The following is a 25,704-nucleotide window of genomic DNA, read 5'->3' on the forward strand; positions in this document are numbered from 1 at the left end:
GGCAAGGCCTGCGCCCCCGGGGCGCCACGCCAGGCCGCGACACCGTGGACGAGCCATGAAATTCCCCACCCGCCGCGCGCTGGCGGCAGCGCTGGTCACCGCCGGCGGCTTCGCCAGCTACTGGACCTACCTGACGCTCAACCAGGAACGGCTGTTGTTCGCCGTGCGCCGGCGCCCGCCGCGCGACCTGCCCGACGGCATCATCGGCTATTCGCACCGGATCCCCGGCGGCGTGGTGCGCGGCTACATCTACCAGGCGCCCGGCGACACCGTGCTCGACCTCTTGTTCTACCTGCCCGGCCGCGGAGAGGATGTGCTCGAAACGCTGCAATACGCGCGTTGGCTGCCGGCCGGCATGGGCTTCGCCACCTACGACTACCGCGGCCTGGGTCATTCCGACGGCCGCCCGTCCGAGGCCGCCGCGGTGGCTGATGCCAGCCAGTTCCTGCTGCACGTGCGACGTGTCTTTCCCGACACCCGCGTGCATGTGGTGGGCCGCAGCCTTGGCACCGGTGTCGCGATCCAGCTGGCGGACCTGCAGGATTTCGAGAGCCTGCAGTTGGTCACGCCCTACGACTCGCTGCTGGAGCTGGTGGGCAAGCGTTTCCCACTGGTGCCGCTGCGCCAGCTGATGCGTCACCATTTCGATTCGATCTCGCACTGCAAGAAGGTCGTGCAGAGCACCAAGGTGCTGCTGGCCGAGACCGACGAGGTGGTACCACACGAGTGCTCCGAGCGCCTGATGGCCGCATGGCCCGGACCGGTGGCGCTGCAGACCATGCCAGGCACGGATCACTTCACCATCATCGAACGCGAGGAAACCTGGCTGGCGTTGTGCGAATTCGCGCAGCAAAACAGCGAGGCCCGCTTGCGCGTCGGGGCGGCGCAGCCCGAGGAAGCGCCGGCATTACCGGCATTACCGGCATTACCCCCAGCACCGGCAGCACCGGCCGAACACGACGAGGACGGCTGCCCGCTGCCGCTGGCCGCGTCCCGATAACCGCTACGACGGCACGGCCAGCGGGTAGAATGCGCGCATGAAAAAAATCGCAGTCAAGGCAGGCGGCGCCGCGCTGGCGCTGGCTGCGGCCGGCATTCTGCTTGCCGGCTTTGCCGCGGTGGTGAGCCTGCGGCAGCTTCCTCCCGTTGACGCCCTGCGCGACTACCGGCCAGACGTGCCGCTGCGGATCTACACCAGCGACAACGTGCAGATCGGCGAATTCGGCAGCGAGCACCGCGAGTTCATTCCCTTCGAGCAGATTCCCACGCGCATGGTCAAGGCGCTGCTGGCTGCCGAGGACGACCAGTTCTACCAGCACGAGGGCGTCGATATCCCCGGCGTGTTGCGCGCGGCGCTGGCCAACCTGGGCCAGGGCTATGCGCAGGGCGCGTCGACCATCACCATGCAGGTGGCGCGCAACTTCTACCTGTCGCGCGAGAAGACGCTGGCACGCAAGTGGTATGAAATGCTGCTGGCCTGGCGCATCGACCAGTCGCTGTCCAAGGACCGCATCCTCGAGCTGTACATGAACCAGGTCTACCTGGGCGAGCATGCCTATGGCTTCGGCAGCGCCGCGCATGCGTATTTCGGCAAGCCGCTGGCCGCGCTGTCGCTGGCCGAGACAGCGATGCTGGCGGGGCTGCCCAAGGCACCGTCGACCATGAACCCGGTGGTCAATTTCCCGCGCGCCAAGCGGCGCCAGGAATATGTGCTGGGCCGCATGCTGGCGCTCGGCATGATCAGCCAGGACGACTACCGCGAGGCCCGCGCCGCACGCCTCGCCATCTCCAATGACAGCCCCGGCAGCTTCGCCGGTCATGCCGAGTACGTGGCCGACCTGGCGCGCCAGCTGGCCCGCGACCGCTTTGGCGACGAGGCCTATACGCGCGGCCTGAACGTCTACACCACGGTGTCGTCGGTGCGCCAGACGCTGGCCTACGACGCGGTGCATGGCGGGCTGGAAGGCTACGCGCGCCGCCACCGCAAGGCAATCAAGGCGCTGGCGCAGGGACCGCAGGCGGCGCTGGTGTCGCTGGACTGCGCCACCGGCGCGATCGAGGCGATGATGGGCGGCGCCGACTTTGCCGCCAGCCGCTTCAACCACGCCACCCAGGCGCTGCGCCAGCCGGGCTCGACCTTCAAGCCCTTCGTTTATGCGGCGGCGCTGGAGCACGGGGTATCGCCCGGCACAGTGATCAACGACGCACCGCTGGCCAACAGCTCGCGCTGGCAGCCTTCCAATGACGATGGGCGCTTTGTCGGCCCGATCACGGTACGCCAGGCGCTGGCCGAATCGCGCAACCTGCCTGCCATCCGCACGCTGCAGGCAATCGGCATCCCGTATGCGGTGGAGTTCGCCAGCCGCTTCGGCTTCTCGCCCAAGCGGCTGCCGCGCTACCTGCCGCTGGCGCTGGGCACCGGCACCACTTCGCCGCTGCGCCTCGCCGCTGCCTACGGCGTGTTCGCCAATGGCGGCCACCGCGTCGAGCCTTACCTGATCGAGCGCATCACGGACAGCGAAGGCAACGTGCTGTTCTCCGCCGGCAACGGTCAGGGGGCCGAGGGCACGGCGCCGCCGCGGGTGATCAGCGAGCGCAATGCCTTCGTAATGGACAGCCTGCTGCGCAGCGTGGTCGACGACGGCACCGGCGCGGGCGTGCGCCGCTACCTGCGCCGCGACGACGTGGCCGGCAAGACCGGCACCACCAACGATTCGGTCGACGGCTGGTTCGCGGGCTATGCCGGCGGCGTGGTCACGGTGGCGTGGATGGGCTATGACGACAACCGCAGCCTGGGCGAGCATGAATTCGGCGCCACCACCGCGCTGCCGGTCTGGGCCTCCTACATGGAAGGCCGCCTCGCCGGCGTGCCAGTGCCTGAGGCGCATGCGCCGGCTGGCGTGGTGCGCGTGGGCGATGACTGGATGTATGCGGAGTATGCCGACAGCAACCGCGGCATCGCCTCCCTTGGCTTCCCGCCGCCGGCCACCCCGTCCCCGGCCCCCGTCGCCAGCAACGAGCCCGCGGCGCCCGCGCCGACGCCGGTAACCAGCGAGGCCATCGGCCTGCCCACCCCCGGCGCTGCACCGCAAGCGACGCCCATTGCGCCCGTCGACCCCAACCTGTAGTCCCTTCCCCACCATCACAACAACAATACCGATGTCCAGCCACAGCCCACTGCTGATCTGGTCGGTCGCCGCGCTGACCACGGCCGGCGTCCTGTTCCGCCCTTTTCGCCTGCCCGAGGCCTTCTGGGCCGCCGCCGGCGCCCTGCTGCTGTGCGTGACCGGCCTGCTGGCGCTGCCCGACGCGCTGGCGGCGGTGATGCGCGGCTATGACGTGTACCTGTTTCTCGCCGGCATGATGCTGATCTCCGAACTGGCCCGCAAGACCGGCCTGTTCGACCACGTCGCCGCACTGGCGGTGCGCCAGGCGCGCGGCTCGGCGCTGCGGCTGTTCCTGCTGGTGTACGGCTTCGGCACGCTGGTGACGGCGTTCATGTCCAACGATGCCACCGCGGTGGTGCTCACGCCGGCGGTGCTCGCCGCCACGCGCGCGGCGCGGGTCCGGCATCCGCTGCCTTACCTGTATGCGTGCGCCTTTATCGCCAACGCGGCCAGCTTCGTGCTGCCGATCTCCAACCCCGCCAACCTGGTGATCTTCGGCGAGCGCATGCCGCCGCTGGCGGCCTGGCTGGCGAGCTTCGCGCTGCCGTCGCTGGCCGCGATCCTGGCTACGCTGGCCGCCCTGTGGTGGACCCAGCGCGATGCGCTGTCGGAGCCGATCGAACACGACGTGCCGGTGCCGCCGCTGTCGCTGCAGGCCTGGCTGACGGCGCTGGGCATCGTGCTGACCGGCATCGCGCTGCTGATCGCCTCGCTGCGCGGCAGCGACCTGGGCTGGCCCACCTTTGCTGCTGGCGTGGCGACGCTGCTGCTGGTCTGCGCCACGCGGCGCGAGCTGCTGGCGCCGGCGCTGCGCGAAGTGTCATGGGGCGTACTGCCGATGGTGGCGGGCTTGTTCGTGCTGGTAGCGGCGCTGGAGCAGACCGTGGTGATCCGCCACCTGGCCGACGCGGTCGAGGCCGCGTCGCGCCACGGCGGGGCCGGCGCGCTGCTGGCGGTGGGCGCGGTGGTGACGCTGGCGGGCAATATCGCCAACAACCTGCCGGCCGGATTGATCGCCGCGTCGGCGCTGGCTGCCGGGCATGCGTCGCATGCCGTCACCGGCGCGGTGCTGGTCGGCATCGACCTTGGCCCCAACCTGTCCGTGACGGGGTCGCTGGCCACGCTGCTGTGGCTGACCGCGCTGCGGCGCGAAGGGCATATGATCAGCGCCGGCCAGTTCCTGCGCGTGGGGGCCGTGGTCATGCCGGCAGCGATGCTGCCGGCGCTGGCGTTGCTGCTCTGGTAAGCGGCGGCCTCAGCCGGTAGGGGTGCCGGCGGTGGCCGGCGTGCGTGCTGCCGGCAGCAGCGGCCGGCGCAGGCCGGGCGCGGCCAGGCGTGCGGCGCTGGCGTGGTGTTCCGCCACGCCCGTTTCCACCGGTGCCGCCGGCAGCGGCACCGTCACGACATGGAGCAGCATCAGGCTGCTGCACGGAAAGGCAATCGGCATGGTCTCGTTGTCCCGACAAGAGTATGGCCGCCCGATGCAGCGGCCGGTCGCCGGCGGCCTTCCTTCATCGGGCCGCCTGGCGGGTGCACCCATTATGTGCGCTTGTCGGCGCCGTGCGGGGCGGGCTTGAGCGATGTCATGAACTATTCACGGAAGGGCGTACGGTTGTGGCGTACTCGGCCCACCGCCGCCCGCATGGCGGCTTCCGTGGCGGGTTGTTCGGCCCGTGCATCTGCCATATAGTGGACCCGGCACACCCGCGCGGCGGCGCCGCCGCCGCGCGCAGTGCAAGCCTCTGGCAGCTCTCGATGCAATCCGGACACCCCGACTCATGACCAGCAAGGACGCGGCGCACCGCGCGAAGGAATTCAGCCCGGCCGAAGACCACGCCCACGGCAAGGAGCATGGCGCGGCCCCCACCGTCTCGTCCCGCATCCGCGCCCGGCTGCAGGCCGCGCAGGAGCGCTTCCACGCCAACGACAATATCGCGCCCTACCTCGAGCCGGGTGAGATGGAACAGTTGCAGACCGAAGTGCAGGCGCGCATGGAAGACGTGCTGCGCGCGCTGGTGATCGACGTCGACAATGACCACAACACGCAGGAAACCGCGCGCCGGGTCGCCAAGATGTACCTGAAAGAGATCTTCGCCGGCCGCTATGCCAAGGCGCCGGCGGTGACCGAATTCCCCAACGTCGGCCAGCTCAACGAGCTGATGATCGTCGGCCCGCTGCGGGTGCGCAGTGCCTGCTCGCACCATCTGTGCCCGATCATCGGCAAGCTGTGGGTAGGCGTGATGCCGAACCAGCATTCCAACCTGATCGGCCTGTCCAAGTACGCGCGGCTGGCCGAATGGATCATGTGCCGGCCGCAGATCCAGGAAGAGGCGGTGGCGCAGGTGGCCGACCTGCTGCAGGAGAAGATGAACCCCGACGGCCTGGCCATCGTGATGGAGGCCGAGCACTTCTGCATGCACTGGCGCGGGGTGCGCGACACCGACGCCAAGATGACCAACAGCGTGATGCGCGGCTCGTTCCTGAAGGACGACAGCTTGCGCCGCGAATTCCTCACGCTGCTGAACAACAACCGCGGCTAGAGGCCCCGCCCCAGGATCACGCCCCTTAAGCCACGCCCGATACCGGAGCCGCCACGATCATGCTAGTCCGCCTGCTCTATGCCAGCCGCGCCCGCCAGCCCATCGACGCCGCCCTCCTCGATGCGATCCTGGCCACCAGCCTCGAACGCAATCCGCGCCACGGCATCACCGGCGTGCTGTGCCATGGCAACGGCATGTTCCTCCAGGCGCTGGAAGGCGACCGGCAGGACGTGTCGCAGCTGTACCAGGCGATCGCGCGCGATCCCCGCCATCACGACGTGACGCTGCTGCATTTCGAGGAAACCTGCGCGCGCGACTTCGCCGGCTGGGCCATGGGCCAGGTCAATGCCGCGCGCATCAACACCGCCACGCTGCTGAAGTTCTCGGCGCGCGCCGAACTGGATCCATACCGCACCTCGGGCGCGGCCTCGCTGGCGCTGCTCAAGGAGCTGATCGCGGGCGCGTCGGTGGTCTCGCGCACCGGCGAACGCGGCCGTCACTGAGCCATCACGAGCGGTCACTGCGCCGCAACTGCGTCGCATCTGAACCGCCCGGGCTGTCCTGCGGCGGTCCTCGCATCATCTCCTCGCTGCCTGCGGCACTTGGGCCGCAGTCCTTTCCGCGCTAAGCACCCGCACCCGCAGCGCTAGCCCGTGCCCCGGCGCGCTAGGCAGTCACCTGGCCGAACAGGCCGCATTCCAGGTCGCTCTCGAACTCCTCGACCCAGACCGAACCGGGTCCGGCCTCGTAGATACTCTGCTTGTCCGTGCCCGCCCGGCGCACGCTGACACGGCGCGCCCCGCCGCCGTTGCTCTCATCGGAAATATCGAACATCTCGGGCGCCAGTCCGACCTGCATGCACACCTGCGTGACCTGTTGCTGCTCGTCGGCGGGAAATTGTGAGAACGGTCTCGTAGCCATGGCATCCTCCGTCAAGGTTGAGATCGCCGCTTGCGCGCAGCGCGAACGTGCGTGGCACACCATGCGCCACGCATGAAAACAGGCGTGCCGTTGTCATCCAACGGCGGCACGTCGCGCGCCGCCGCACCATGGCGGCGGCGCGCAGACCCTCCAGGGATTGTTGTTCGGACTCAGCTCTTGCGCTGGGTCACTGCCACGAACGGGGCCGGCGCGTGCTGCACGGACTGGCTGCCGCAATTCGGGCAATTCGGATGGGAAGAGGTATGTTCTGCGAGATGCTCGGTTTTCTCGAACACATGGCCGCACTTCTCGCAGCGGTATTGGTAGACGGGCATGGCATTCCCTCACGCGGTGCACACGCCGCGGGCGCCGCAAGCGCCACCCGGCCGTGGCCGGATGCTGCGCCGCACACGATGCCGGACGCGTGTCAGGTTCATTCTAGGACAGCGATTTGCCACGCGCAGCGTGAAAGTTTCGTTACACGACATGCCTGGCTCCGGGGCCTGCGAGCCGGGGCCATCGCAAATCCACTTGCCGTCGCGGCGGTTTTCGGCCTCGCAATGATTTCAGACAAAAGACCTGGCACTGATGTCGCGGATCAGGCCATGAAATCGCGCGCAATCCCGGGCCAAGTGCGCCGGCCCGGCGCCTTACTCTCTGGCTGGTCATGCCTGTCCCACATCGCGCGCCGGGCCGCCCCCTCGCGGCCCGATCCCGGAACTAGCCAAATTGCGATTCAACGGGGCGAGGAACATAGCCAGAATGCGGAATTTGTGCTGACGCAATGACCTGGCGCAACCGGAACCGGCCGGTTGCCATCCCGATCCGGAGACGCTGTGCAATGAATCACCCCACCCCGACTGGTGTCGTGCCCGCGTGGCCGCGCTGTCCCCCCACTTGTGCCGGACACGGCCGACACCCCATCCCACCCGTGCGCTGCGCCGGGCAGCATCGCGCACGCCACGCCCCATGGAACTCCCGGGGCCGTCCAATTTCAGTTTCTTGAGCAAAGGATCCGAGGTATGCACGACCGAGTCATACGTGTCGCCCTGGCGGACGACCACCCGCTGGTCGTGGCCGCCCTGCGCGGCTGCCTGCAGCGCACCGCCGGCGTCGAAATCACTTGCGAATGCCGCAACGGCACCGAGTTGCTGGGCGCGCTGGACAAGCATCCGGCCGATATCGCCATCACCGATTTCTGCATGGGCCACGGCGATGCATCGCTGGACGGCTTCAACCTGCTGAGCCGGCTGGCGCGCCGCCATCCGCGCACGCGCGTGGTGGTGATCAGCGCCCAGACCAATCCCGCCATCATCCGCCGCACCATGAAGCTGGGCGTGCGCGCCTTCGTCAGCAAGGAAGACCCGCTGGAGGACGCGGTGCGCGCCTGCATCCACGTCGCGCTCAGCGACAACAGCTGCTTCCATTCGCCTTCGGTGCGGGCCATCCTGGAGCACGCCGCGCTCGCCGGTGCGCCTGCCACCGAACTCACGCAGCGCGAGCTGGAAGTGGTCAGGCTCTATGCGCAAGGCTTCCAGCTGACCGACATCGCCAGCAAGCTCGGCCGCTCGGTCAGCACGATCTCCAGCCAGAAGACCGTGGCCATGCGCAAGCTCGGCGTGTAGACCAATACCAGCCTGATCCGCTACGCCTATGAGAATGGCCTTATCTGACGCAGCCGGTCCTGGGGCAGCCGCCTGAGCGACGGCCGATGCAGCAAGACCTCGACCGTACCCGGGAATCGCTGGCCAGCGCCTTCGATACGCTTTCCGACAACGCCCGCCGCCAGCAACACCTGTACTCGGTGACGATCGCGGTGCTGATCGCCATCGTTTTCCGGCCTGCTGCTCGCCGGCCTGGCGGCGGGCAAGCACCTGGACTACCGCCGCAGCCACGTGTCGCAGTACGTGGCCTCGATCGCGCAGTTGCTGCACAATGAATCGTCGTTCCTGCGGCGCACCATGCTGACGATCCGCTACTACCCTGACGCGCGTGCGCCGGACCCGTCGCGCCATGCCGGCTACGAGGCGTTCCGGCGCACTGGCGCGGCCAGCGCCCACGTCGAGGCCGTGCGCAAGGATTACCACCTGCTTGCCGCCGATGCGACGCAGCGCGCCTGGGGCGCCGCGCTGCCGGCGCAGTTCGTGCGCCAGCGCGATATCGCGCTGGCGACCGTGGCCACGCAGCAGGCGTTCGATCTCGGCCACGGCGCCTACGCGGTCTCGCTCAACGAAGACAGCGCCATTGTCATCAGCCAGCCAGACGCCGGCGCGCGCGCCCCAATGGCGCTCGACCCGACGCTGATCCCGCTGCTGGCGCACGCGGCTCACGCAGGCGCTGCTGGACCGCACCGGCCACGCCGTGCCGGGGCGCGACGAGCAGGTCTGGGTCGGCCCGCTGCGCCATCCGGTGGATGATTCCCCCATCATGGTGCTGGCCGGCGCCGCCTATGTCGGCAATACCCCGGACATGCTGGTGGCCGCGCGCGTGGCCGGCATCGGATGCCACCCTCCGGGAGATCAGCGCGCGGGCGCGCCATATGTCGCATGATTCGCTGCACTACACGCGCTTGGGCGTGCTGCTGGTGCAGGAGTTGCGCGCGGAGTTCGGGCTGCTCGCCTACTACCTGCCGTACCGGATGCTGGCTTCCGCACTGGCGGCTGAACTCGCCGTCATCCTCGGCGCCATGCTGCTGCTGGTGAGCGCGATCGTGCTGAGCGCGCGCTACTGGAGCCGGCACCTGCTGCGGCGCACGCACGCCGAAGCCTCGCGCGCGCTGGAAAGCGAACTGATGAACCACATCCTGGTCAGCGCCACGCGGGTCGGCCTGTGCATCGTGCGCCAGCGCGACTACGCCGTGCTGATGTCCAACCTGCTGGCCGATACGCTGCTGCAACTGCACGGGCGCGAGCGCCTGCTGCCGGATGCCGTGGCCGATGGCTTCGACAGGCAGCCGCGCCGCGGCGGGGGCGGCCAGGCCGCCAAGTCCGCCATTGCCAGCTTTACCGTCGCGGCACCGCCGGAAGCCGCCGACGCGCAGCGCCCTGCCGGCGAGGGCGGGCAGCGCTTCCTGCAGGTCACCTACTGTATTGGGTCAATATACCCGAAAACGTAAAGTCGGCAGAAGTAAATTTTTCCTTATTATTCAATAGGTTACCACCAACCATGTACTGGCAGCAGGATACCGCCAGAGTGCGTTGCTGCGAAGGCAAAATGCACGTTTGACACCATACAACCCACATCAATAAACCTGAGAAAATGGAGGCTTCGTCCATCGATACCATCCCCTCGCCTCTACAAGCTTCTCGGCAACGCGACTTGGTTCAACAAGACGGCGGAGCTTGCGGCTGCGGCGTCGCGCCCCTCGCGCGGCGGCATCTGAGTCAATCAGCTCCGCCACTTCTGGTTTCCACTCCTCTTCACCATGCCCTCCGGACGGTGCTGCCAGCCACCAAGTGCAATGGCAGCGCCATGTTCAGCACGGTCGCTGACACTTCCAGCCCTGGACGCGGCATAGCACATAATCTCCACGAAGGCAGTCGTACGCAGTCTCAAGGCAAGCCTTGGACCGGGCCATGCACTCCGATCCTCTACGGAAGTGAAATGCCCACCCCGTTCAAGGCGACTATTCGACACGCTAGCCTTGGTGATACGGGCGGAGAAACATGCCGTCGCGCCATGCATCCGGCAACATAGCCCTTCTTCTTGCGCACTTTCCCTCCCCGCGCATGTTTTCGCATCGCCGGGATACACGTTCGTCGCGACTTTGAGCAACTCGCCGCTGAGGTCGGGCTGGAGTGAGAGGATCATAGCCAGCCACTCGGACAATACCGCGATCATCATGCCGGCATACGTCGCCCGGATTTCTGGCGAGGTATACGAGCGCCGCGTCCCGTGCTACGCCGCTGACTCGAGCTTTGGTTCGAGGACAGGGAATTTGCCCTCTTCTTTATCAATAGGAGTGAGTTTGACGCCCCGACGAGTGCGACCCGTCCTCCGCGCGGTGATCGCGTCATTCCTCCTGTAGCGGTTTATCGTGCTCACCTGCCACGCGTTTCTTGAAAGCGGATTGCAGTTCGGACAGGCCAAATGCATCGTCGTCGAGACTAGCCAGGAGAGACAGGTCGGGTTCCGGCGTGGCGTCACGCGGGGGCAACTTCGGCATGCCAGCCTGCAACGTGTGCTGTTCATAGGCATTTTGCTGTTCTTCCCCCCGCTTCAAGTCAATGTAGGGGGCGCGGGGCCGGCTCGATGTCTCCGCCCGGGGACCGCGCTTGTTCCTGATGTCATCGCTCATAGCCTTCGCCTTAGCACTGAATCGCTTGGATGCCGGCTTGTTCTTGCCTTCTTTCTCCGCCTGCTTTGCTTTGCGCTGATCACTCAAGAAATTGTGATGCATGGCGACGAATCGCGCGCGATCCGCTTTGGCACCAGCCAGCTTCGCGCATGCCGGCGTTGGTGGGAGATCGAGAAATTTGCCATCATCGGTATGCCACGTAGCGAAATTGCCGTAAGGCGGTGAACTGACGCGAATCGTAATCGGCTTGTCCTTGGCCAGCTTCTTTTTGAAACGCTCGTCACGCTCCCATTTCATCAGGGCTTGCATGTGCGGATGATTCTCGTTCGTCCTGCCACCGTACTCGCCGCCGTCGGTCAACGTCACGACGCCGTGCAGCAGGCTCGCCGTCTTTTCCTTTGAACGAAGGATGGCGGCGCTGAGTTCCTTTTGGCTCCGCTTGTAGGCACGGTCGCCCTGCCGGCCAAGCTGCTGCTCCCGAAAGCGTTTGAGCCGAGTCGGTACCTGACCTCTGGCAAACATATTTTGGGTGAGCGACTTCTTTCCCGTCGTCAGCAGCACAAGATTGTGCTCGTTGATCGCCTCTACCAGCGCCTGCTCAAAAACGTGCTCGTTCAGGAAGACGATGTGATCAGCGGCCTCCTGTCTGCAATAGGTTGCCGTCATGCCCTGTCCGTGCTGCAACCCAAGGCGCTGCGCTGCGGCCATGCCTTCCAATTTTTTGGCCACACCGTCCATCAGCGCGTCTGCCAGATGCAGGTTACTGCTGACCCGGTCCTTGATTCGTCGGTTGGTGCCCTCCACATTACCTTTGCCCTGGGGATAATACGGCGCCGTCTTGGCGTGGTCCGCGTTGAGTTCCTTGAGCACGAACACCCGTGCGCGTTCCGACTTGCCTGCGCCCCCGTCCGTGAGCACCACGTCTACGTTGCCGCTTGCCATACCTTCGAGCGGTTCGTCAAATCCCAGCGCCTGCAGTCGCGGTGTCTTGTCGGTGAACATGGACAGCAGGCAGTTGAGATAGACGTCCGTCCGCTCGTAGCCGATCGTCAGATAGTAGCCCACAATGTAGTCGCTACCGCGCACCACTGCCAGCACTACGCGTGGCGCGCCGAGTTCGCGCATGTCCGACTCATCGTCCGTGACGAACATGATGCGAACCGTATGGAAGTCCGTGACGTCCATGTCGGCAATAATCTCCTTACCGTGCGCGATACCCGTCGCATCGCCCGCCGACCGCCGCTCGACCTCCTTCAGCAACGGTAAGATCTGGTCGGACAGGCGCTGAACCATTGCCATGCCCTGTCGCTCCAGCGTTTGATCCGTCGGTATCTCGCCGCCGGGGAGCTTGCGGCGTTTGCTCACACGCATGTTGCCGCCCGTGAAGCAGAACTGCTTGTTCATCAACTCCCTGAATTTCGCAGGACTGCGCAGCAACTCACGTAGGTCGTTGGGGTCGCTGGTGGCCAGCGTCACGATGATGGCCGAGAGTGTGCGACGCCGCCAGAACGGGTCGAAGCGGTCTTTTGGCGCATAACGGGGCGGGTCAAGATAGTAGTCGGCCGACCTCGCGCCTGACTTCTTGGCCACGACCAGGCAGGAACGCGGTTGGTCCGGTGCGCCACACCGGTTCTGATGATCCGTCAAGGCATACTCATCGCCGCCGTAACGTATGCAGTTCCAGAAATGGATATAATGCTGCGTCGCCTTTGTGCAACCCTGCCTGCGAGCTTCCGCGCGCACCAGTGTGCGGAACAACCTGGCGCTAAAATATATCTCGTCGGTAAAAACCGGCTCCTCCTTGTCACCGGCCGGCGTCTTGCGCTCGAAGATGCGGGCCACCTTGGCCCACCGCGCTGCGCGCTCGCTACGACGGTCCTCGTCAAGCTCCGCCTCTTTGGGCAAGGAGTTCCGCACATAGTCATCCACCCACTGCATCGTGCGCCCCAGCGCTGACAGCACGTCCGACTCCGGAACGGGAAGGAACTTTTGCGTGGACACTTTTGTACCCTGGTCGAGGTCATAGAAGGCATACAGGCCCAGGTCGTTCGCCCCGAGATAGCGCAGATTCAGCACCTTGTCGCCGCACTCCCAGCGATAGACCTGGAATGGCACCAAATACGACGGCATACGTCTCTCCTTGTCGCATCGCAAAAGCCTGCTGTGCGCCCACGCCGTAACAGGAAGCAGTCCTGCGGCGGCCTGCCGCCGAGGCGCGTCCCATACCAGCGGCGGACACTGCGTGCGCATTCTCAGCGCCGGCGATGAGTTGCCGGATGGTTCGGCGCACCGCGTCGGCGGTCCGATGCTCCGCACCGCCCCTTTCCGCACACCTGTCGTGAGCCCGTCTAGCCCCATGACGGCCGACCAGGTGAGTCACCCGTGGCGGGCCTTTACCGGCATGGCTGAGCCACGTCATGCGCGGATTTGCACGAGCGGCGGCGCCAATCGCAACGGCGTCACCGGATTCAGTTCATAGTCTTCCGGGAGGCAGACGTAGCCGAGTATCAGTCCCACGCCGAGCCAGGCGGACGCCTCGTCCTCCGAGACGCCAAGCTGTTTGCCAAGACGCCTCATGAGCCGCTCAAGCGTGCATCGCCGATATGTGCGCGTAGATCTGGACTGGCGTGCCTGACGCCTGCGTTCGCTAAGATTTAGCTTGAGGGCAAGCTGGGCGGCATGCTGGCGTGTCGTGGCATCCAACACATTACGTTGCCGCGCGAAGCCGTACATCTGGTCCGCGTTATGGATCGCCAGCGGGGAGATCTGGCTGGCATCGAATAGTTCGTAGGTAACCTGATCGCGCTCCAGGTGATTGCGCACCGCACTCAGTCCGGATGGACTCAGCATGATCGCGTGCAGGTGTGCCTCCCCGCGCGCCTTCCATCGCTCCACAGTCACCATCCGATCGATGATCAACGGATCTGCCCGCGTCGGCACGCAATAGGGGTAATGGCAGCGAATCTCAAGGACATAAGGATTCGTCTTGAGCATGAGATCCAGCAGCGCCGCCACCTCCGTCTTCGCCACCAACGGCATGCTGCCGCGCAGGCTGCCCGAATCGCGCGAAATTCTGCGGCCTTTGCCGATGGCGCTTGCGAACAGCGCGTTGTCGAAGGCCTCGCCGGTCGGGACCATAAGGCGATCGTCGCCGCGGTAGCGGAGCTCCGATGCCGGAACGCAGTGGTCGGCAAAGGTCGCCATCCGGAGCGTCGTCATGCGCGTCTCCGGATGGCGCGGCCGTTCTGCGGCATCCTCGCTTCGGGCTGGCCCGTCTCCGTCGTGGGCTGTCGTGCGGCAATGCGCCCCTCCAGACGCGCCAGCGCCATCTTCAACCGGAATAGGGACACCGTCTCCATCGACAACAGGAGCGTCTGCATCGAATCGTCCACGTCTTGCGGATGCTCGTTGGCGAGGCAGCGCAAGCGTCTGCGCAACCAGTCCCGGTGCGACTCGACGTAGCGTGCGAGCACTGCAGCGGTTTGCGGGTAAAGCGCGCGTTGAGGGTAATAGGTCGTATCTGCGACGGTGCCTTTGAGAAGCTCGGCGTGCGTTAGCCGCGGCGCGGACGATCGCTCGCCAGCTTCGCGTGCCCGAATCTCGACCTCCCGGGCCATATCCAAATCCCGCCTGTCTGTCCGCACCGCCTGTCGGCCTAGGCGGTGGCTCTCTGCCACCTCCTCTATCCATGGCGCGTCGAACGCCCTGAGTGCGGCAAACGCATCCACAAACTCGGACCGGAACTGCTCCGGCGGCAGCAAGGGGCGGGTCTCCAGGATGGCGACTAGCAATGCGCGAGCTGCGCCGCGGATGGCGGGCGGGCAACCGGCAGGGTGGCCGCCCGTGGTCGATCCTGTGCGCTGGCGGTACGCGTCGACCGCCTTGCGCACTGCGGCAGGAGGTCCCAGCATCATGTGAAGGCCCAACACGTTCAGGATGGGGTTCAGGCCAAACGACTCACCGGTGATGACGCGTCGGACCTGCGTCAACGGCCACTTGAAATTGAAACGCGCGGTAAGCCAACTATGAATACCCATGTCCTGCACCATCTCGTCGACTCGCCATCCGAAATCACCACCGACGAATCGCTTTGCCTGCGCGGCCTCCTGCAGGACTGCAAGAAGCTCCTCGGCAGTGATGCCATCCAGTGCTCCCCCGAGCACCGCATCGATGTACTCGGCCAGTGCCAGGCTCAGCGCCTCGTTTGGCATGTCGGCGGGACCCTGCATTATTCCTCCGCAGCGGCAGTGTGACCGCGGGCCCTTGGGGTAATCTTCCAGACGGTACCCTGCCTGGCAGCGGCTGCAATGGCGCAGGATGGCGCAACGGTGGCGACTGCAGCGATCGTTGCCCCGGACCGCAAACTGGCGCGTGAACACCGGCAGTCGCTCCGGATCTGCTTGTGCTTCGCGGGCACACTCGGGACACACGCCCAGTTCGCAGACATTGTTCCGCCCGTACAAATGCTCCCTTCCGATTCGTGTGAGGCGGGACAGCCGTCCGCCGAGCATTGATTCGCGCAGCAGTACCGTCACGGCCGCCTTCTCGAACGGGCGAATGAGCGGAAGCCACGTGTGCCGTTCCACGATGATCTCCATCGCGGGGCAGAGTGCGGCAAAAGGTTTCACGGCGGGAGCCAGATCGTAAGGCAGCGCCATCAGGCGACGCATTCTTCTTCGATGTGGAATGTATTGTTCGGAGATGGAGATGTTCACCTTGGCGACACCGCGCTCGTAGAAAGCCGGGAAGAGTTCGTCGGGCTGGATACCGATCAGCAGGCCGGTCGGAGCCCTGGCTTGCTTGGAAGCCTTTGATGCCATCGTTTTCTCCTGAAATGGACGGTAACCGCCGGGCGAGGCGGCTGTCAGCATTGGTAGGGGCGCGCAGTCGTGCGGGGCATCCGGCCTTCCCCAGCCGAGCGAGCCAGGTTGGCCGCCGCTCGTGTCACCGGACCCGTTCCCCGATGCTCCGCCATTGATAGCGTCCTGTTGCTGTGGCAGGTCCAGCGGCAGCACCGAGCGCCGACCGAACCTTGCACGGCGCGGCAGGTGCCGGCCAGCGTCGCCAGCCGCTGCGTCATCACGCGCCCCGGCGGCGTGCGCGCCTGGCTCCGGCGTGCGACAACGGCGTAGGCTTGTCCGTCTCCGTCATGCCCTGTCGTGCGGCAATACGCCCTTCCAGCCGCTCCAGCGCACGCTTCAACCGGTATGGTGACGCCGTCTCCAGCGACAACAGAAGCGCTTGCATTGCATCGTCGACGTCCTGCAAATGCTCCATGGCGAGGCAGCGCAAGCGTCTGCGCAACCAGTCCCCATGGGACTCGACGTAGCGTTCGAGCATTGCCTCGGTCTGTGGGAGGGGGCGCCGCCGAGTGCGTTGGAGGTTGCCTCTTGCCAGCGTGCCCTCGAGAAGCTGTGCGCGAGTCGAGCGCGGAGCGGACGACAGTGCGCTACGCTCCCCCGCCCGACGCTCGACCGCCCGCGCGTAATGCCGGTCGGTCCTGTCCTGCCGATCCGCCTGCTGGCGCAGGCGGTGGGCCTCCGACTCCTCGGCCAACCATGGTGCGTCGAATGCCCTGAGCGCCCCAAACGCTTCCGCGAACTCGGTCTGGAACTGCTGCGGCCGCAGCGATGGGCGGGCCGTCAGGATGGCCCGCAATAGTGCCCGCGCCGCGCCGAGCACGCTCGGCGGTACCCGCGCAGGGTGGTCGTCGGGTGCGCCGCCTGTGCGCTGACGGTACGCGTCGACCGCCTTTCGCACCGCGGCGGGCGGACCCAGCATCATGTGGAGAGCCAAGGCGTTTACAATCGGATTCACTGCGAAGGCACTACCGGTGACGACGTTTCGCAGGAGTGCCAGCGGCGCCTTGAAATTGAGGTGCGTGGCAACCCAACGCTGGATACCGAGGTCATGAACCATCGCGTTGAATTGCCGTCCCATTTCGTTGCCGACGAATCCCTTTTCTAACGCGGCGTCACGGAGGACTTCCAGCAGTTCGTCGGCCGCGATGCCCGCCAGGTCGCCCGCAAGGATCGCATCGATGTATTGGGCCAAGGACAGGCTCAGCGCCTCGGTTGGCGGGTCGGCGGGGCCCTCCATCCTTCCGCCGCAGACACAGTGCGGCCTGGGGCCCTTCGGGTAAACTTTCAGGCTGTAACCTTCGTGGCAACGGCTGCAATGGCGCAGGACGGTACAGCCGTGACGGCTACAGAGATCGTTGCCCTTGACCGCGAGCTGGCGCTTGAACACGGGCAGTCGCTCCGGATCGTCCCGTTCTTCTTGGGCGCACGCGGGGCATACGCCGAGCTGCCACACATAGTCGCGCGAGTACAAGCTCATCTTCCGGATCCGGCTGACGTTGGACATCTGCTCGCAGAGCATTCTTTCCCGCATCAGTGCGATCACCACCGGCTTCTCAAACTGGCGTACGAGCGGAAGATTCGTGTGCCGTTCCACGATGACATCCACCGACGGGCAGAGGCTGGCAAAAGGCTGCACGGCGCGCGCGAGGTCAAGCGGTAGCGCCATCAGTCGACGCATTTTCTCCCGTTGGACATAATATTGATCGCTGATGGGGACCGTCACGGCCGCGACGGCGCGCTCGTGGAAAGCCGAAAACAGTTCGTTGGTCTGGATGCCCTTCAGTAACCCCGTCGGAGCCTTGCCGACGTGCATGGAATCCATCGATGGCATCGTGTTCTCCTGCATTGCTTGTGTTAGTGGACAGCCGAGACGACAAGACAAACGGATTTGGCCGTAACGCAGCGTCCTGCAGGCATCCGACTTTCCAAGCCAAGCAGGCGGGTTCGGTGCCGTTTGTATCACCGGACGGGTTCCGCACTGCCACGACCAGGATGGCGTCCAGTTGTGGCGGCACGTCCAGCGGCAGCACGGACGAGCGCGCGGCAAGCCCGCCCGGACCTTCCACGACGCACCATGTCTGATTCGGAACCAGGTGCACTGCCCTGCCGCCACCGTCGCGATCGCTAGCCGGCCTGATGGCCGGGACTGCCGTGCCTTCTCCCTTCATCGCGAGAGGGCGTGGGCCTCCTGGCGGACAGGATTGGGCCCCGGAGGCGGTGCCGGCGCGCGCCTCGTCGCGCCATCCCGGGCTTGCCGGTGGCCGGCGTGCTGCATGGCGCCACCAGCGCGCGCGCATGACGTCGGCGCCGCGGGTGGCGTGCCCCCACACCGGTCCGGCCAGGCGCGCTGCGTGGGGCAGGGGCCTGCCGGAGGGAAGCGCCGGCCCCCGGACGCTTGGCGATGCAGCGATCAACATGGGACGCCGTGCCGGGCGACCGCCCTCGCGCCACCGGCTGGCCGCCAGGCACGTCCGCAAGCGTAGTCAAAAGAGCGGGACACGCTGCGCGTATCGTCCGGCATGCGCGCACGGACCGGATCGGCACGGCGCAGACGCGGGCCATGCCGCGCCGCGCGACCGCGGTGGTCCTCGCCGGTCAGTGATCGGTTGTCCCGCCGCGCCGGACCATCAGCCTCCGCACGGCGCGCGCCGCGGTGCTCGCGCATGCTGCCGCACGAGTTCGGATTCTCCTGTCCGAGGCTCTCCCACGGCCACCCGCGTGCCATGCTACCGGCCGACGCCAGGCCGCCCCCGGGCGGGCGCGTCATGATGCCTTCCCCGTGACGTTGCCTGACGAAGCCTTTTCCGTCTTGACGCCGGGCGGTAGCTCATCCTGGTATTTCTGCGCCTCCGACGGTTCGATGGCTTGGTTGGCCAGCACGTTGGCGTACAGGTGGCTCAGCTTCTTGAGGTCGCCGGTCAGCGACTGGGAGGACTTCTTCAGCGCCTTGCGCCAGTCTTCCTCGCGCTGGTTGACCCGCCGATTGAAATCGACCAGTAGGTGTTCGATCAGTCCGCGCTGGAAGGCCCCGGTAAACGCGAGCTCGACGAACTCCTCGGGCATGGGCGCATCCACGCCGATGACGCCCCAGAAATAGCTCATGAAATCGCCGACTTCATTCGGACGCAGGGAAGTTATGTGGTACGGGCCCTGGGGAAAGAGTTGCCGAACGGCATCCTGCCCCAGCAACTCCAGCAGAGCCGGCGAGCCAGCCAAGATCACCTGCACACCGTCCCAAACGAGTTGCTCAACAAAGCGCCACAGTGCGTCGGCCCCCTTGCTGTTGACCTGTGCCAGGTGCTTCTTTCTAAAGCCGGACAGTACAAGCGTGGTCAAGCCATCCTCGAAGAGGTCGTCGCGCAGCCTCTGCGGATGGATCAGCGGCAGCGGCTGTTGCCACACCGAGTCCGGCAACACCAGCGTGCCCTGTTTCGCAAGCGCCTGTAGCTTGCGGCGACGCTGCAGGGCAATTTCGTGAGACAGTGCCTTGAGGCTAAGTGTCGCCGGCAGCGGCACGAGCAGCATGGGGATCTGCAGCATGCTACCGGGTATGTCGCGCGTGATCTGGCCCCTTTCGTCGAACTCGAGCAAACTGTCATGCGGGATGGGCACGCCCAACTTGCTATCCAAGGCATGGAAGCAGCGCTCGAGGTACATGTACGTGGGCGCCACGACCATCGACGTGCGTCGCGGATGATAGCTGCTCAGCCCCTCCTCGACGACATTCCCGTCTTGGCGCGCCAGCGCGCCGCCGGGTACGGCATCCATGGGATCGGTGCGCCAGTCGTCCTGCTCCCCGCGGACCATGTACGCGCTGAGGTCGCGCAGGAGCACCCCTTTTTCCACACAAATCTGGCGCGCCTGCGACAGCGTCTGGCGGACCAGCGTGCCTTCTTCCGGCACGGCCACGTGCGCCCGCTTCAGCACCAAGTCCTTGGACTCCCAGGATGTTAGCTCCCGCATCTGCACGAACTCGCGCACGCTCTGGCGGAAGATAAGTTCGCGCGCCGCCAGCTCGTGCGACGGCAGTTCCGGAAGCCGATACGTCAGCAAGGTAAGACGCGACTCGGGCGTCGCGAGCGCGGGTTTCGTCGGGGGAAGCTTCATGGTCGTTCCTTGTGAAGCGGAGACGCACGCGCCGCGGCGAATGCCTCCCTCCTGTGAAGTGGGCCGATAGGCCAGGGGTCAAGCCGCGACTGGTCAGCGGTCCGGAACCCAATCCGGCCAGGCATGCCGCTCCTGCGGCGGCTGGCCACGCCGCTGGCAAAGGCGCTCCCACTCCCGCAATTGCGGCTGCCATGGGGCGAGCGCGCGCGCGACCACCTTGTCAAGGTTCGCCACCGGGCGCTCGCCTTGACCGCCCTGCTCCCCGACATGACGCACCGACAACACGTGCGCGCGCGGCCATGTCGCAAAGCCCATGTCTCGCGTCCAGCCTGATTTCTCCTGCAGGTACCGGAGCAACGTGGTCTTCCCCACGCCAGCCCGCCCTCCCAGCAGAATCGTCGACACTCCATTCTTGGGATGAAGCCACGCAGCCAATCTGTGCGCAGCCCGTTCAAAGCGGGGGTGTCTCAGCACCACGTGATCGAGATAGTCGAGCTTGTGCTTATCCGAGAGCTGGTAGACCTGGTGCATGGTTAAGGAATTGTTCCCCATGACGGACCTCCTGTTTGTGAGAAAGGGTGAATGTCGCGCTCACTTCCGCTTGCGCACGTTGACACTGACGGGCGCGGACGGTGGCCGCGCACCTTGCTTCACCGGCTGCGAACCTACCCTCGTACGGATCCAGCAACGAAATGCGGTGAAGGTCATGGGCAACTCATCGGGCCGCTCAGATGCCAATAGTTCGCAGCAATACCTCCGGTACGCATCCCGGATCGTGAACACTTGGGGATCGGTGTACGCCTGCTCGACAATCCGGCGTACCAGCGCCTCATGAGCGTCCGAAAAGCGCGCCGTGCGGTCTCCGCAGGGCCGCTTGTCCGCGGAGACGACGACGTCTGGCCCCGTCGAGTCGCGCAGCCGTCGCGCCTTGCGTTCCAGCCTCCGCGTCTTGGACATTTCCGACTCCCCCTTCTGCGCCACCACCGAAAACCCACGTCAAACGTTTGATCCGGCCTGCCCGACGACTGCTGAACGTGGTCTCCAATCCCTGCGCGCCATAGGCGCGGGCTGCAGACCTTGATTTTCTCTAGTCGAAATACATGAATTTTTCGTGATGTTTACAATAGGTTAACAATGGGATTTTTTTCAAGTAAACCAATCGCTCTTATTGCCGGTCAGCGCTTTCCTTGATGGATTTTTCTACGACTCGAAAAATTCGAATTAAACCAAATACTAATTTTTTTCCAATTGCTGGCATCCACGTTGACCGCTGGCCTGATGATGTTGACGCCCAAAACTTTTCCGCCAGCGCCGGACCTTGTCGATGTCAGACGCCCGTTCGAGTCTCGGCATTTTTGGCGCCAAAAATTTGCCGCCGAGTCCTGACCACTTCTGACGTCAGAAGTCCGTTTCCGCCGCGGCAGTTTCGGCGCCAAAACTGCCAAGCCAACGCCGGGCTGACGTCAAAAGTCCATTACAGCCCTGCCATTTTTGGCGCCAAAAATTTAAAGCCGTGGCCCCGGGCACTATGGACGTCATGAGTCCGTCCCCGCCTCCATTTTCGACGCCGAAAATGAAGTGCTCTATGGAGCACGCACCGAAAAGAGCGCAAGGCGACGCCCCGCCACGCGGGGCATGCGCCCTGATGGCTTGCGCGTCAGAAAATCCCCACGCGCTCGAGTTCCTGCGCCCGTCGTTCGGCCTCGCTGCGGACATAAATGCTGGTGGTCGCGAGCGACGCGTGGCCGAGCTGCGATTGGACGACGTCCAATGCCACGCCGGCTGCGACGGCATGGTTGCCGAACGAATGCCTGAGCCAATGGGCCGAGGCGCCGAACAGGCGCGCCGCGCCGGCCGGATCCTCTTCCTGCAGGGCGGCCGCCGCCTCGGTAAAGAAGCGTTTGAAGATCGCATGCACTTGTCCGACCGACAGCGCCCCGGCGCGCCCGTCGGCCTTGACCCGGCCAAGGATTGGGGTACTCGGATGTAGCCGCTCAAAATCCTCGCCCAGGCCGCGCGCGACCAGGTAGCGCCGCAGCGCGCCAATCGCGGCATGCGACACGTGCACCTCGCGCTCAAGGGTCCCTTTGCCGGTGAAGACCAGCTCCCAGCTCCCACGCGGGTCGTCCTGCAGGTCATGGTGGCGCAGGTCGCCCACGGTGGCGCGCGCCAGCTCGGCGATCCTTAGCCCGGTCCCATAGGCAAAGCGCAGCAGAAACTGCAGGCGTGCGCTGCGCGGGTCATCGGGCGGCAGGTCCGCGGCGCAGCGCTGCAGGAAGGCCCACTGGGTATTGCTGAAACTCCTCGCCACCTGAATTCTGGTGCGTGCACTGCGCGGCTTGGACACCAGGGCGAACGGGTTGTAGCGCAGGTACTGCGCCTCGACCAGCCAGCCGAACATGCCACGCAGCACCGTATAACTCTGGCGGATGCTGTGCGGGGAGAGCGGCCCCGCCAGCGGGCGCCAGCCATAGGAGTAGCGCGGCACGCCGCGCGGCCCGACCCACCGGTCTGCCGGCTGCGGATCGGCGAGGAATGCCAGGTAGGCGGAGCAGTCCTCGACGGTGAGGTCGCTCAGGGCCTTGCCGCGCGCGAACACCGCCCACAGCAGGAGCCGCTCGCCATGGCAGCGGTAAGTGCGGGCAGTCGCTCCCCTCTCCGGCCCGCGCGTGGCGAGCCACGCCTGGAGCGCCGCGAGGTCGGTCTGTGCCGCCGCGCGCGGGATCGCGCCGGGACCGGGCCGGTTGTGGCCGGCGCGCCCATCACGGTCACTGGGCAACAACAGCGCCTCGAGCGGCGCGATCATGACTGCGGGCGGGCGCAGCGCGGCACGGGTGGCCACGGGGACACTGCGGCGTGGCACCAACGCCGCCGCCGCGATCCCCCCCAGCGCCGGCGCCTCGGCCTCCAGCCAGGTCAGGATCCGCTTCGCGGTCATGGCACCAATGCGCGGGACGCTCCGGTACCAGCGTACGCCGCGCGCGATCACGTGCGCGTGCAGGTCGGCGAGCGTCGCCAGGCCCGCCGCGCCCAGCCGCGCCGCCACCGGCGGCGCGAACCAACCGCCGACCGAATCGGCGGGGGCCGGGGTGCGGGTCAAAGCCGGGCGGACCGCCTCGAGCGCCGCCAGTTGCCGCGTACGCAGACGTCCCCGCACGCCTGCTCCGGTCGCCCGGAACAGCGCCTGCCACGCCTCGACGCTCGGCAGATTTTCTGAGGCACGCGCTGCGCCCTCCGCGTCCGATGCGCCATCGGGCGCCTGCAGCCGGCGCACGCCGCGCAGCAGCTCCGCCTCGATCATCGCCAGCGTCAGACGCGCCTGGCGCCGGTCGCGCCCGGTCTCGAGATACCGTGCCCCGAGGTCGGCGAGGTCAAGCCCTTCCAGGATGCCGCGGTAGAAGGCGAACAGGTGGGCGCCCAGATGGCGCGTGGTGGCGACCGGCTGGCCGGCGCCGCGCCGGCGGCGGCCTTGGGGGGCCGGGCGTTCCGGGTCGGAAGGCGCGCCGGGCGGCGCCGGGCGGCGTGGGATGGCAGGGTCGGAAGCCATACGGGCCCTCCTGAGGCAGTGCTGCTGCGGGCGGCGCATGCGGCGCTTGGGTGGCAAGGCGCAGAAACGCTTGTGCAGATAGGTATTGTTAACACTATAGCCAGATTTGCTTCGAGATCGTCCGTGGGCAAATTTCGCCGGCGCGGCCTTGAATCTTTTTGATGGATCGATTGCTCACGTCAATCGCCTGACCTCCATCGATAAAGAAAACCTTTGACAAGGGCGGCGTGACCGCCTTTGCTGAGGGCATTGCCCACAAGGAGGTCCTGCCATGCCAGCCCAGCCCCCCCACCCACACGACCGCGACCGCCCGCAATCACGACGGGCTGCCGGGCGCCTTTCTGCTCCTCTCGTTGCGCCAGCCGTACCTCGCGTTACCAGACGGGTTCGCCTACCTGCTGGTCGATCTCGCCAATGGCACCTGTCGCCGCGCTGACCTGCGCGCCGACCCGCTCTACCATGCGGCCGGCCGATGGCTCGACCAGGCGCTGTCACGCGCCGTTATGGTCCAGCGGCTCTATACCTTCGGCGCAGGGATCGTGTTGGCGGCCATGCGCCAATGGGCCGCTTCGCGCCCAGCCGAGTGCATTCGGCTTCGCGAATGGGCCATGCCACCCAGCGCCCATGAGGTCGAGCGCTCATTCCGCAGCGACTGCCTGCGCCCCCTGATTGCGTCAGACGACCAGTCGCTTGCCTCGTTGCAACGCGCGCTGGCAGCCTGGCGCACCGCGTATAACGCCCGTGCCATGCAGGCGCAGCTTCCGCCCCCGTCCACGTCGCATTGAGTACTGGAGACCGCCATGTCCGCCAAGGCCTACCGCCCCGCGCTCGACCCCGATGCCCTGGTCAAGCGGGATCTGCCGGCACTGTGGGAGCCGGGGGCGTTTCTGGTGCTGTCGATGCGGTTCCCGCTGTCGCGCGCCGAGCCGCCCCGCTTCCTGCAACTGCTGATCGACGTGCGCGTGGGGATCTGCGCACGCGCCGGCCTCGATCCGACGCCGCTGGGCCGGGAAGTGGGCGCCTGGCTCGATGCCGGCCTGCCGGCTGCCACGCCGGTGGCCGGCATCTACACCGATAACCCGAAGACCGTCGACCGCCAAACCCTGATCGCGTGGGCCGAGACACGCGGCGCGCGCGCCTATTGCCACCCCGGCTGCACGCTACCAACCAGCGTCAAGGCCCTGTTCGATTCGCTCATGGGCCACTGGGCCAATGCCCCGTGGGCGTCGGACGGGCCTTGCGGCCTGGCGGCGAGGCAGGCCGACCTTGCCGCCTGGCGCACGGCCTTCAACGCCACCCGACTCGCCATGGCGCCCACCGCCGACACCGCCTCGGGTGCCACCGCAGATGGCGGCGGCAGTCCGGCCTCGCTCAGTTCGCCTTTCCAGCCAGGAGTCCCCCATGTCCCGCACACGCGCTGAACCGGCCCCGAGCACCCGGCTTTTGCCGGTTGCGACCTGCCCCCACGACGTCTGGCTCCTGCATCGGCTCGACCTGACCGACCCGTCCGACCTCCTGGGTGCCATTTCGGTGGTCCTGCTGGTCGACGTTGCCACCCCGCGTTGCCTGGACGCTGGCGTCCGCTCGGGCTTGACCGTGTGCCGGCCCGGCGCACTGCTGCGGGGCGCGATTGCCCGCCACGGCACCCCCGGTCACCTGATCACCCCGTTCCGTCTCGAGCCACCTCCCGGGCGCCCCCCCGTGACGCGCATCAGCGCCCGCCTCGCCGCCGCGCTGACGGAGGAAATGGGCGCAGCCATCGGCCGGCTGTGGGCACCGCTCAGGGGGCGCCTGCTGTACGACGCCGTGTTCCTGCTGCACTATGCCGTCAAGCACTGGGTCGCCACCGGCTTGCAGGAAGCCGAGCGCCTCGACGCTGCGGCGCCCGCCGACGACCCGCCGCCGCCGGCGGCCGCGACCTCGCCCGTGCCCTGGCCTGCGACCCGATACGATGCCCGCGCGCGACTGCCGCCGCGCTGGGCAGACGCGCCGTACGACGCAGGGCCCGAGATCGCGCCGAACTCGAGAACTGGCCGGCCGCCACCTCGCCGGGCCAAAGCGTAGCGGGATGCCGGCATCGATCCCGAGGCCTCTGGCGTCCGCGCATGAATCCGGCGCACAGCTTGCCGGCGGGCGAGCGGTACCCCAGCAGCAGCCTGATGGGCCCCGTTGGGCGGCTCGACATCTGCCGTTTTGGAGCGGCAGGTCGGTTTGAGGTGGAAGCGATTGACCTGCACCTCCTGTTGAGATGGCGTGGGCGTGG

The 25,704-nt window shown here is 66.5% G+C and carries 24 protein-coding genes; 13 read left to right on the forward strand and 11 right to left on the reverse strand.

Going from position 1 to position 25,704, the window contains the following annotated elements; translation table 11 throughout:
* The first annotated feature begins 55 nt into the window (after positions 1 to 55).
* Genes AC10V3_RS31380 through AC10V3_RS31390 form a run of 3 tightly spaced genes read left to right on the forward strand, consistent with a single transcriptional unit; the run spans position 56 to position 4,413 of the window.
* The gene (locus tag AC10V3_RS31380; RefSeq protein ID WP_022539283.1) at positions 56 to 1,000 is read left to right on the forward strand and encodes an alpha/beta hydrolase; all 945 of its coding nucleotides are present in this window, start codon (positions 56 to 58) and stop codon (positions 998 to 1,000) included.
* A gap of 37 nt (positions 1,001 to 1,037) precedes the next feature.
* Positions 1,038 to 3,128: a penicillin-binding protein 1A gene (locus AC10V3_RS31385; RefSeq protein WP_022539284.1), complete on the forward strand. Its 2,091-nt coding sequence runs from the start codon at positions 1,038 to 1,040 to the stop codon at positions 3,126 to 3,128.
* Between the two features lie 31 nt (positions 3,129 to 3,159).
* Entirely contained in the window at positions 3,160 to 4,413 is a 1,254-nt protein-coding gene (locus tag AC10V3_RS31390; protein ID WP_022539285.1) for an arsenic transporter, read from the forward strand.
* Positions 4,414 to 4,422: 9 nt separating this feature from the next.
* Here AC10V3_RS31390 and AC10V3_RS31395 read toward each other — a convergent pair whose 3' ends face one another.
* Complete coding sequence (locus AC10V3_RS31395; RefSeq protein ID WP_022539286.1) at positions 4,423 to 4,614, reverse strand: hypothetical protein; 192 nt, start codon at positions 4,612 to 4,614, stop codon at positions 4,423 to 4,425.
* A 331-nt stretch (positions 4,615 to 4,945) separates the two neighbouring features.
* Here AC10V3_RS31395 and folE point away from each other — a divergent pair, with 331 nt between their 5' ends.
* The gene (gene folE / locus AC10V3_RS31400) at positions 4,946 to 5,707 is read left to right on the forward strand and encodes a GTP cyclohydrolase I (RefSeq protein ID WP_022539287.1); all 762 of its coding nucleotides are present in this window, start codon (positions 4,946 to 4,948) and stop codon (positions 5,705 to 5,707) included.
* A gap of 59 nt (positions 5,708 to 5,766) precedes the next feature.
* Entirely contained in the window at positions 5,767 to 6,210 is a 444-nt protein-coding gene (locus AC10V3_RS31405; protein ID WP_022539288.1) for a BLUF domain-containing protein, read from the forward strand.
* A gap of 163 nt (positions 6,211 to 6,373) precedes the next feature.
* On the opposite strand, the gene AC10V3_RS31410 is transcribed toward AC10V3_RS31405, so the two are convergent.
* Positions 6,374 to 6,628: a hypothetical protein gene (locus AC10V3_RS31410; RefSeq protein ID WP_041682184.1), complete on the reverse strand. Its 255-nt coding sequence runs from the start codon at positions 6,626 to 6,628 to the stop codon at positions 6,374 to 6,376.
* A gap of 170 nt (positions 6,629 to 6,798) precedes the next feature.
* Positions 6,799 to 6,963: an FmdB family zinc ribbon protein gene (locus AC10V3_RS31415; RefSeq protein WP_041681830.1), complete on the reverse strand. Its 165-nt coding sequence runs from the start codon at positions 6,961 to 6,963 to the stop codon at positions 6,799 to 6,801.
* 687 nt (positions 6,964 to 7,650) lie between these two features.
* Here AC10V3_RS31415 and AC10V3_RS31420 point away from each other — a divergent pair.
* From AC10V3_RS31420 to AC10V3_RS31440, 5 genes are all read left to right on the forward strand, one after another.
* On the forward strand, positions 7,651 to 8,253 hold the full coding sequence (locus tag AC10V3_RS31420; RefSeq protein ID WP_022539290.1) for a response regulator: 603 nt from the start codon (positions 7,651 to 7,653) through the stop codon (positions 8,251 to 8,253).
* An 86-nt stretch (positions 8,254 to 8,339) separates the two neighbouring features.
* Positions 8,340 to 8,567 carry a hypothetical protein gene (locus tag AC10V3_RS31425; protein WP_349608843.1) on the forward strand — a complete coding sequence of 76 codons (228 nt, stop codon included), beginning with the start codon at positions 8,340 to 8,342 and terminating at the stop codon, positions 8,565 to 8,567.
* Positions 8,524 to 9,045 (forward strand): hypothetical protein, encoded by a 522-nt coding sequence (locus AC10V3_RS31430; protein ID WP_022539291.1) that lies wholly within the window; start codon positions 8,524 to 8,526, stop codon positions 9,043 to 9,045. Before AC10V3_RS31425 ends, AC10V3_RS31430 begins: the two co-directional genes overlap by 44 nt.
* A complete protein-coding gene (locus AC10V3_RS31435) occupies positions 9,038 to 9,178 on the forward strand; it encodes a hypothetical protein (protein ID WP_349608841.1) in 141 nt (46 codons plus the stop codon). Before AC10V3_RS31430 ends, AC10V3_RS31435 begins: the two co-directional genes overlap by 8 nt.
* Positions 9,168 to 9,743 carry a hypothetical protein gene (locus tag AC10V3_RS31440; protein ID WP_490923880.1) on the forward strand — a complete coding sequence of 192 codons (576 nt, stop codon included), beginning with the start codon at positions 9,168 to 9,170 and terminating at the stop codon, positions 9,741 to 9,743. Before AC10V3_RS31435 ends, AC10V3_RS31440 begins: the two co-directional genes overlap by 11 nt.
* 897 nt (positions 9,744 to 10,640) lie before the next feature.
* On the opposite strand, the gene AC10V3_RS31445 is transcribed toward AC10V3_RS31440, so the two are convergent.
* The 8 genes from AC10V3_RS31445 to AC10V3_RS31480 all read right to left on the reverse strand — a co-directional run bounded on the left by AC10V3_RS31445 (position 10,641) and on the right by AC10V3_RS31480 (position 23,441).
* Positions 10,641 to 13,055, reverse strand: a complete 2,415-nt coding sequence (locus AC10V3_RS31445; RefSeq protein ID WP_490923881.1) for a TnsB C-terminal domain-containing protein — start codon at positions 13,053 to 13,055, stop codon at positions 10,641 to 10,643.
* 285 nt (positions 13,056 to 13,340) lie between these two features.
* A complete protein-coding gene (locus AC10V3_RS31450; RefSeq protein ID WP_490923882.1) occupies positions 13,341 to 14,144 on the reverse strand; it encodes a hypothetical protein in 804 nt (267 codons plus the stop codon).
* On the reverse strand, positions 14,141 to 15,745 hold the full coding sequence (locus AC10V3_RS31455) for a hypothetical protein (protein WP_490923883.1): 1,605 nt from the start codon (positions 15,743 to 15,745) through the stop codon (positions 14,141 to 14,143). Before AC10V3_RS31455 ends, AC10V3_RS31450 begins: the two co-directional genes overlap by 4 nt.
* A 259-nt stretch (positions 15,746 to 16,004) precedes the next feature.
* Positions 16,005 to 17,618, reverse strand: coding sequence for a hypothetical protein (locus AC10V3_RS31460; RefSeq protein WP_490923884.1), 1,614 nt, complete (start codon positions 17,616 to 17,618; stop codon positions 16,005 to 16,007).
* 932 nt (positions 17,619 to 18,550) lie between these two features.
* Complete coding sequence (locus tag AC10V3_RS31465; RefSeq protein WP_490923885.1) at positions 18,551 to 19,894, reverse strand: hypothetical protein; 1,344 nt, start codon at positions 19,892 to 19,894, stop codon at positions 18,551 to 18,553.
* A 93-nt stretch (positions 19,895 to 19,987) separates the two neighbouring features.
* Complete coding sequence (locus tag AC10V3_RS31470) at positions 19,988 to 20,446, reverse strand: hypothetical protein (RefSeq protein ID WP_490923886.1); 459 nt, start codon at positions 20,444 to 20,446, stop codon at positions 19,988 to 19,990.
* A 39-nt stretch (positions 20,447 to 20,485) separates the two neighbouring features.
* Positions 20,486 to 20,851: a hypothetical protein gene (locus tag AC10V3_RS31475; RefSeq protein WP_490923887.1), complete on the reverse strand. Its 366-nt coding sequence runs from the start codon at positions 20,849 to 20,851 to the stop codon at positions 20,486 to 20,488.
* Positions 20,852 to 21,551: 700 nt separating this feature from the next.
* Positions 21,552 to 23,441, reverse strand: coding sequence for a site-specific integrase (locus AC10V3_RS31480; protein WP_490923888.1), 1,890 nt, complete (start codon positions 23,439 to 23,441; stop codon positions 21,552 to 21,554).
* A 227-nt stretch (positions 23,442 to 23,668) separates the two neighbouring features.
* Between AC10V3_RS31480 and AC10V3_RS31485 the strand changes: the two genes are divergently transcribed.
* Genes AC10V3_RS31485 through AC10V3_RS31495 form a run of 3 tightly spaced genes read left to right on the forward strand, consistent with a single transcriptional unit; the run spans position 23,669 to position 25,505 of the window.
* Positions 23,669 to 24,226 (forward strand): hypothetical protein, encoded by a 558-nt coding sequence (locus AC10V3_RS31485; RefSeq protein ID WP_490923889.1) that lies wholly within the window; start codon positions 23,669 to 23,671, stop codon positions 24,224 to 24,226.
* A 15-nt stretch (positions 24,227 to 24,241) separates the two neighbouring features.
* On the forward strand, positions 24,242 to 24,862 hold the full coding sequence (locus AC10V3_RS31490) for a hypothetical protein (protein ID WP_490923890.1): 621 nt from the start codon (positions 24,242 to 24,244) through the stop codon (positions 24,860 to 24,862).
* The gene (locus tag AC10V3_RS31495) at positions 24,843 to 25,505 is read left to right on the forward strand and encodes a hypothetical protein (protein WP_490923891.1); all 663 of its coding nucleotides are present in this window, start codon (positions 24,843 to 24,845) and stop codon (positions 25,503 to 25,505) included. The genes AC10V3_RS31490 and AC10V3_RS31495 overlap by 20 nt, the downstream gene beginning before the upstream one ends.
* The last annotated feature ends 199 nt before the right edge of the window (positions 25,506 to 25,704 follow it).

The sequence above is a fragment of the Cupriavidus sp. PB-02 genome (genome assembly GCF_058252315.1).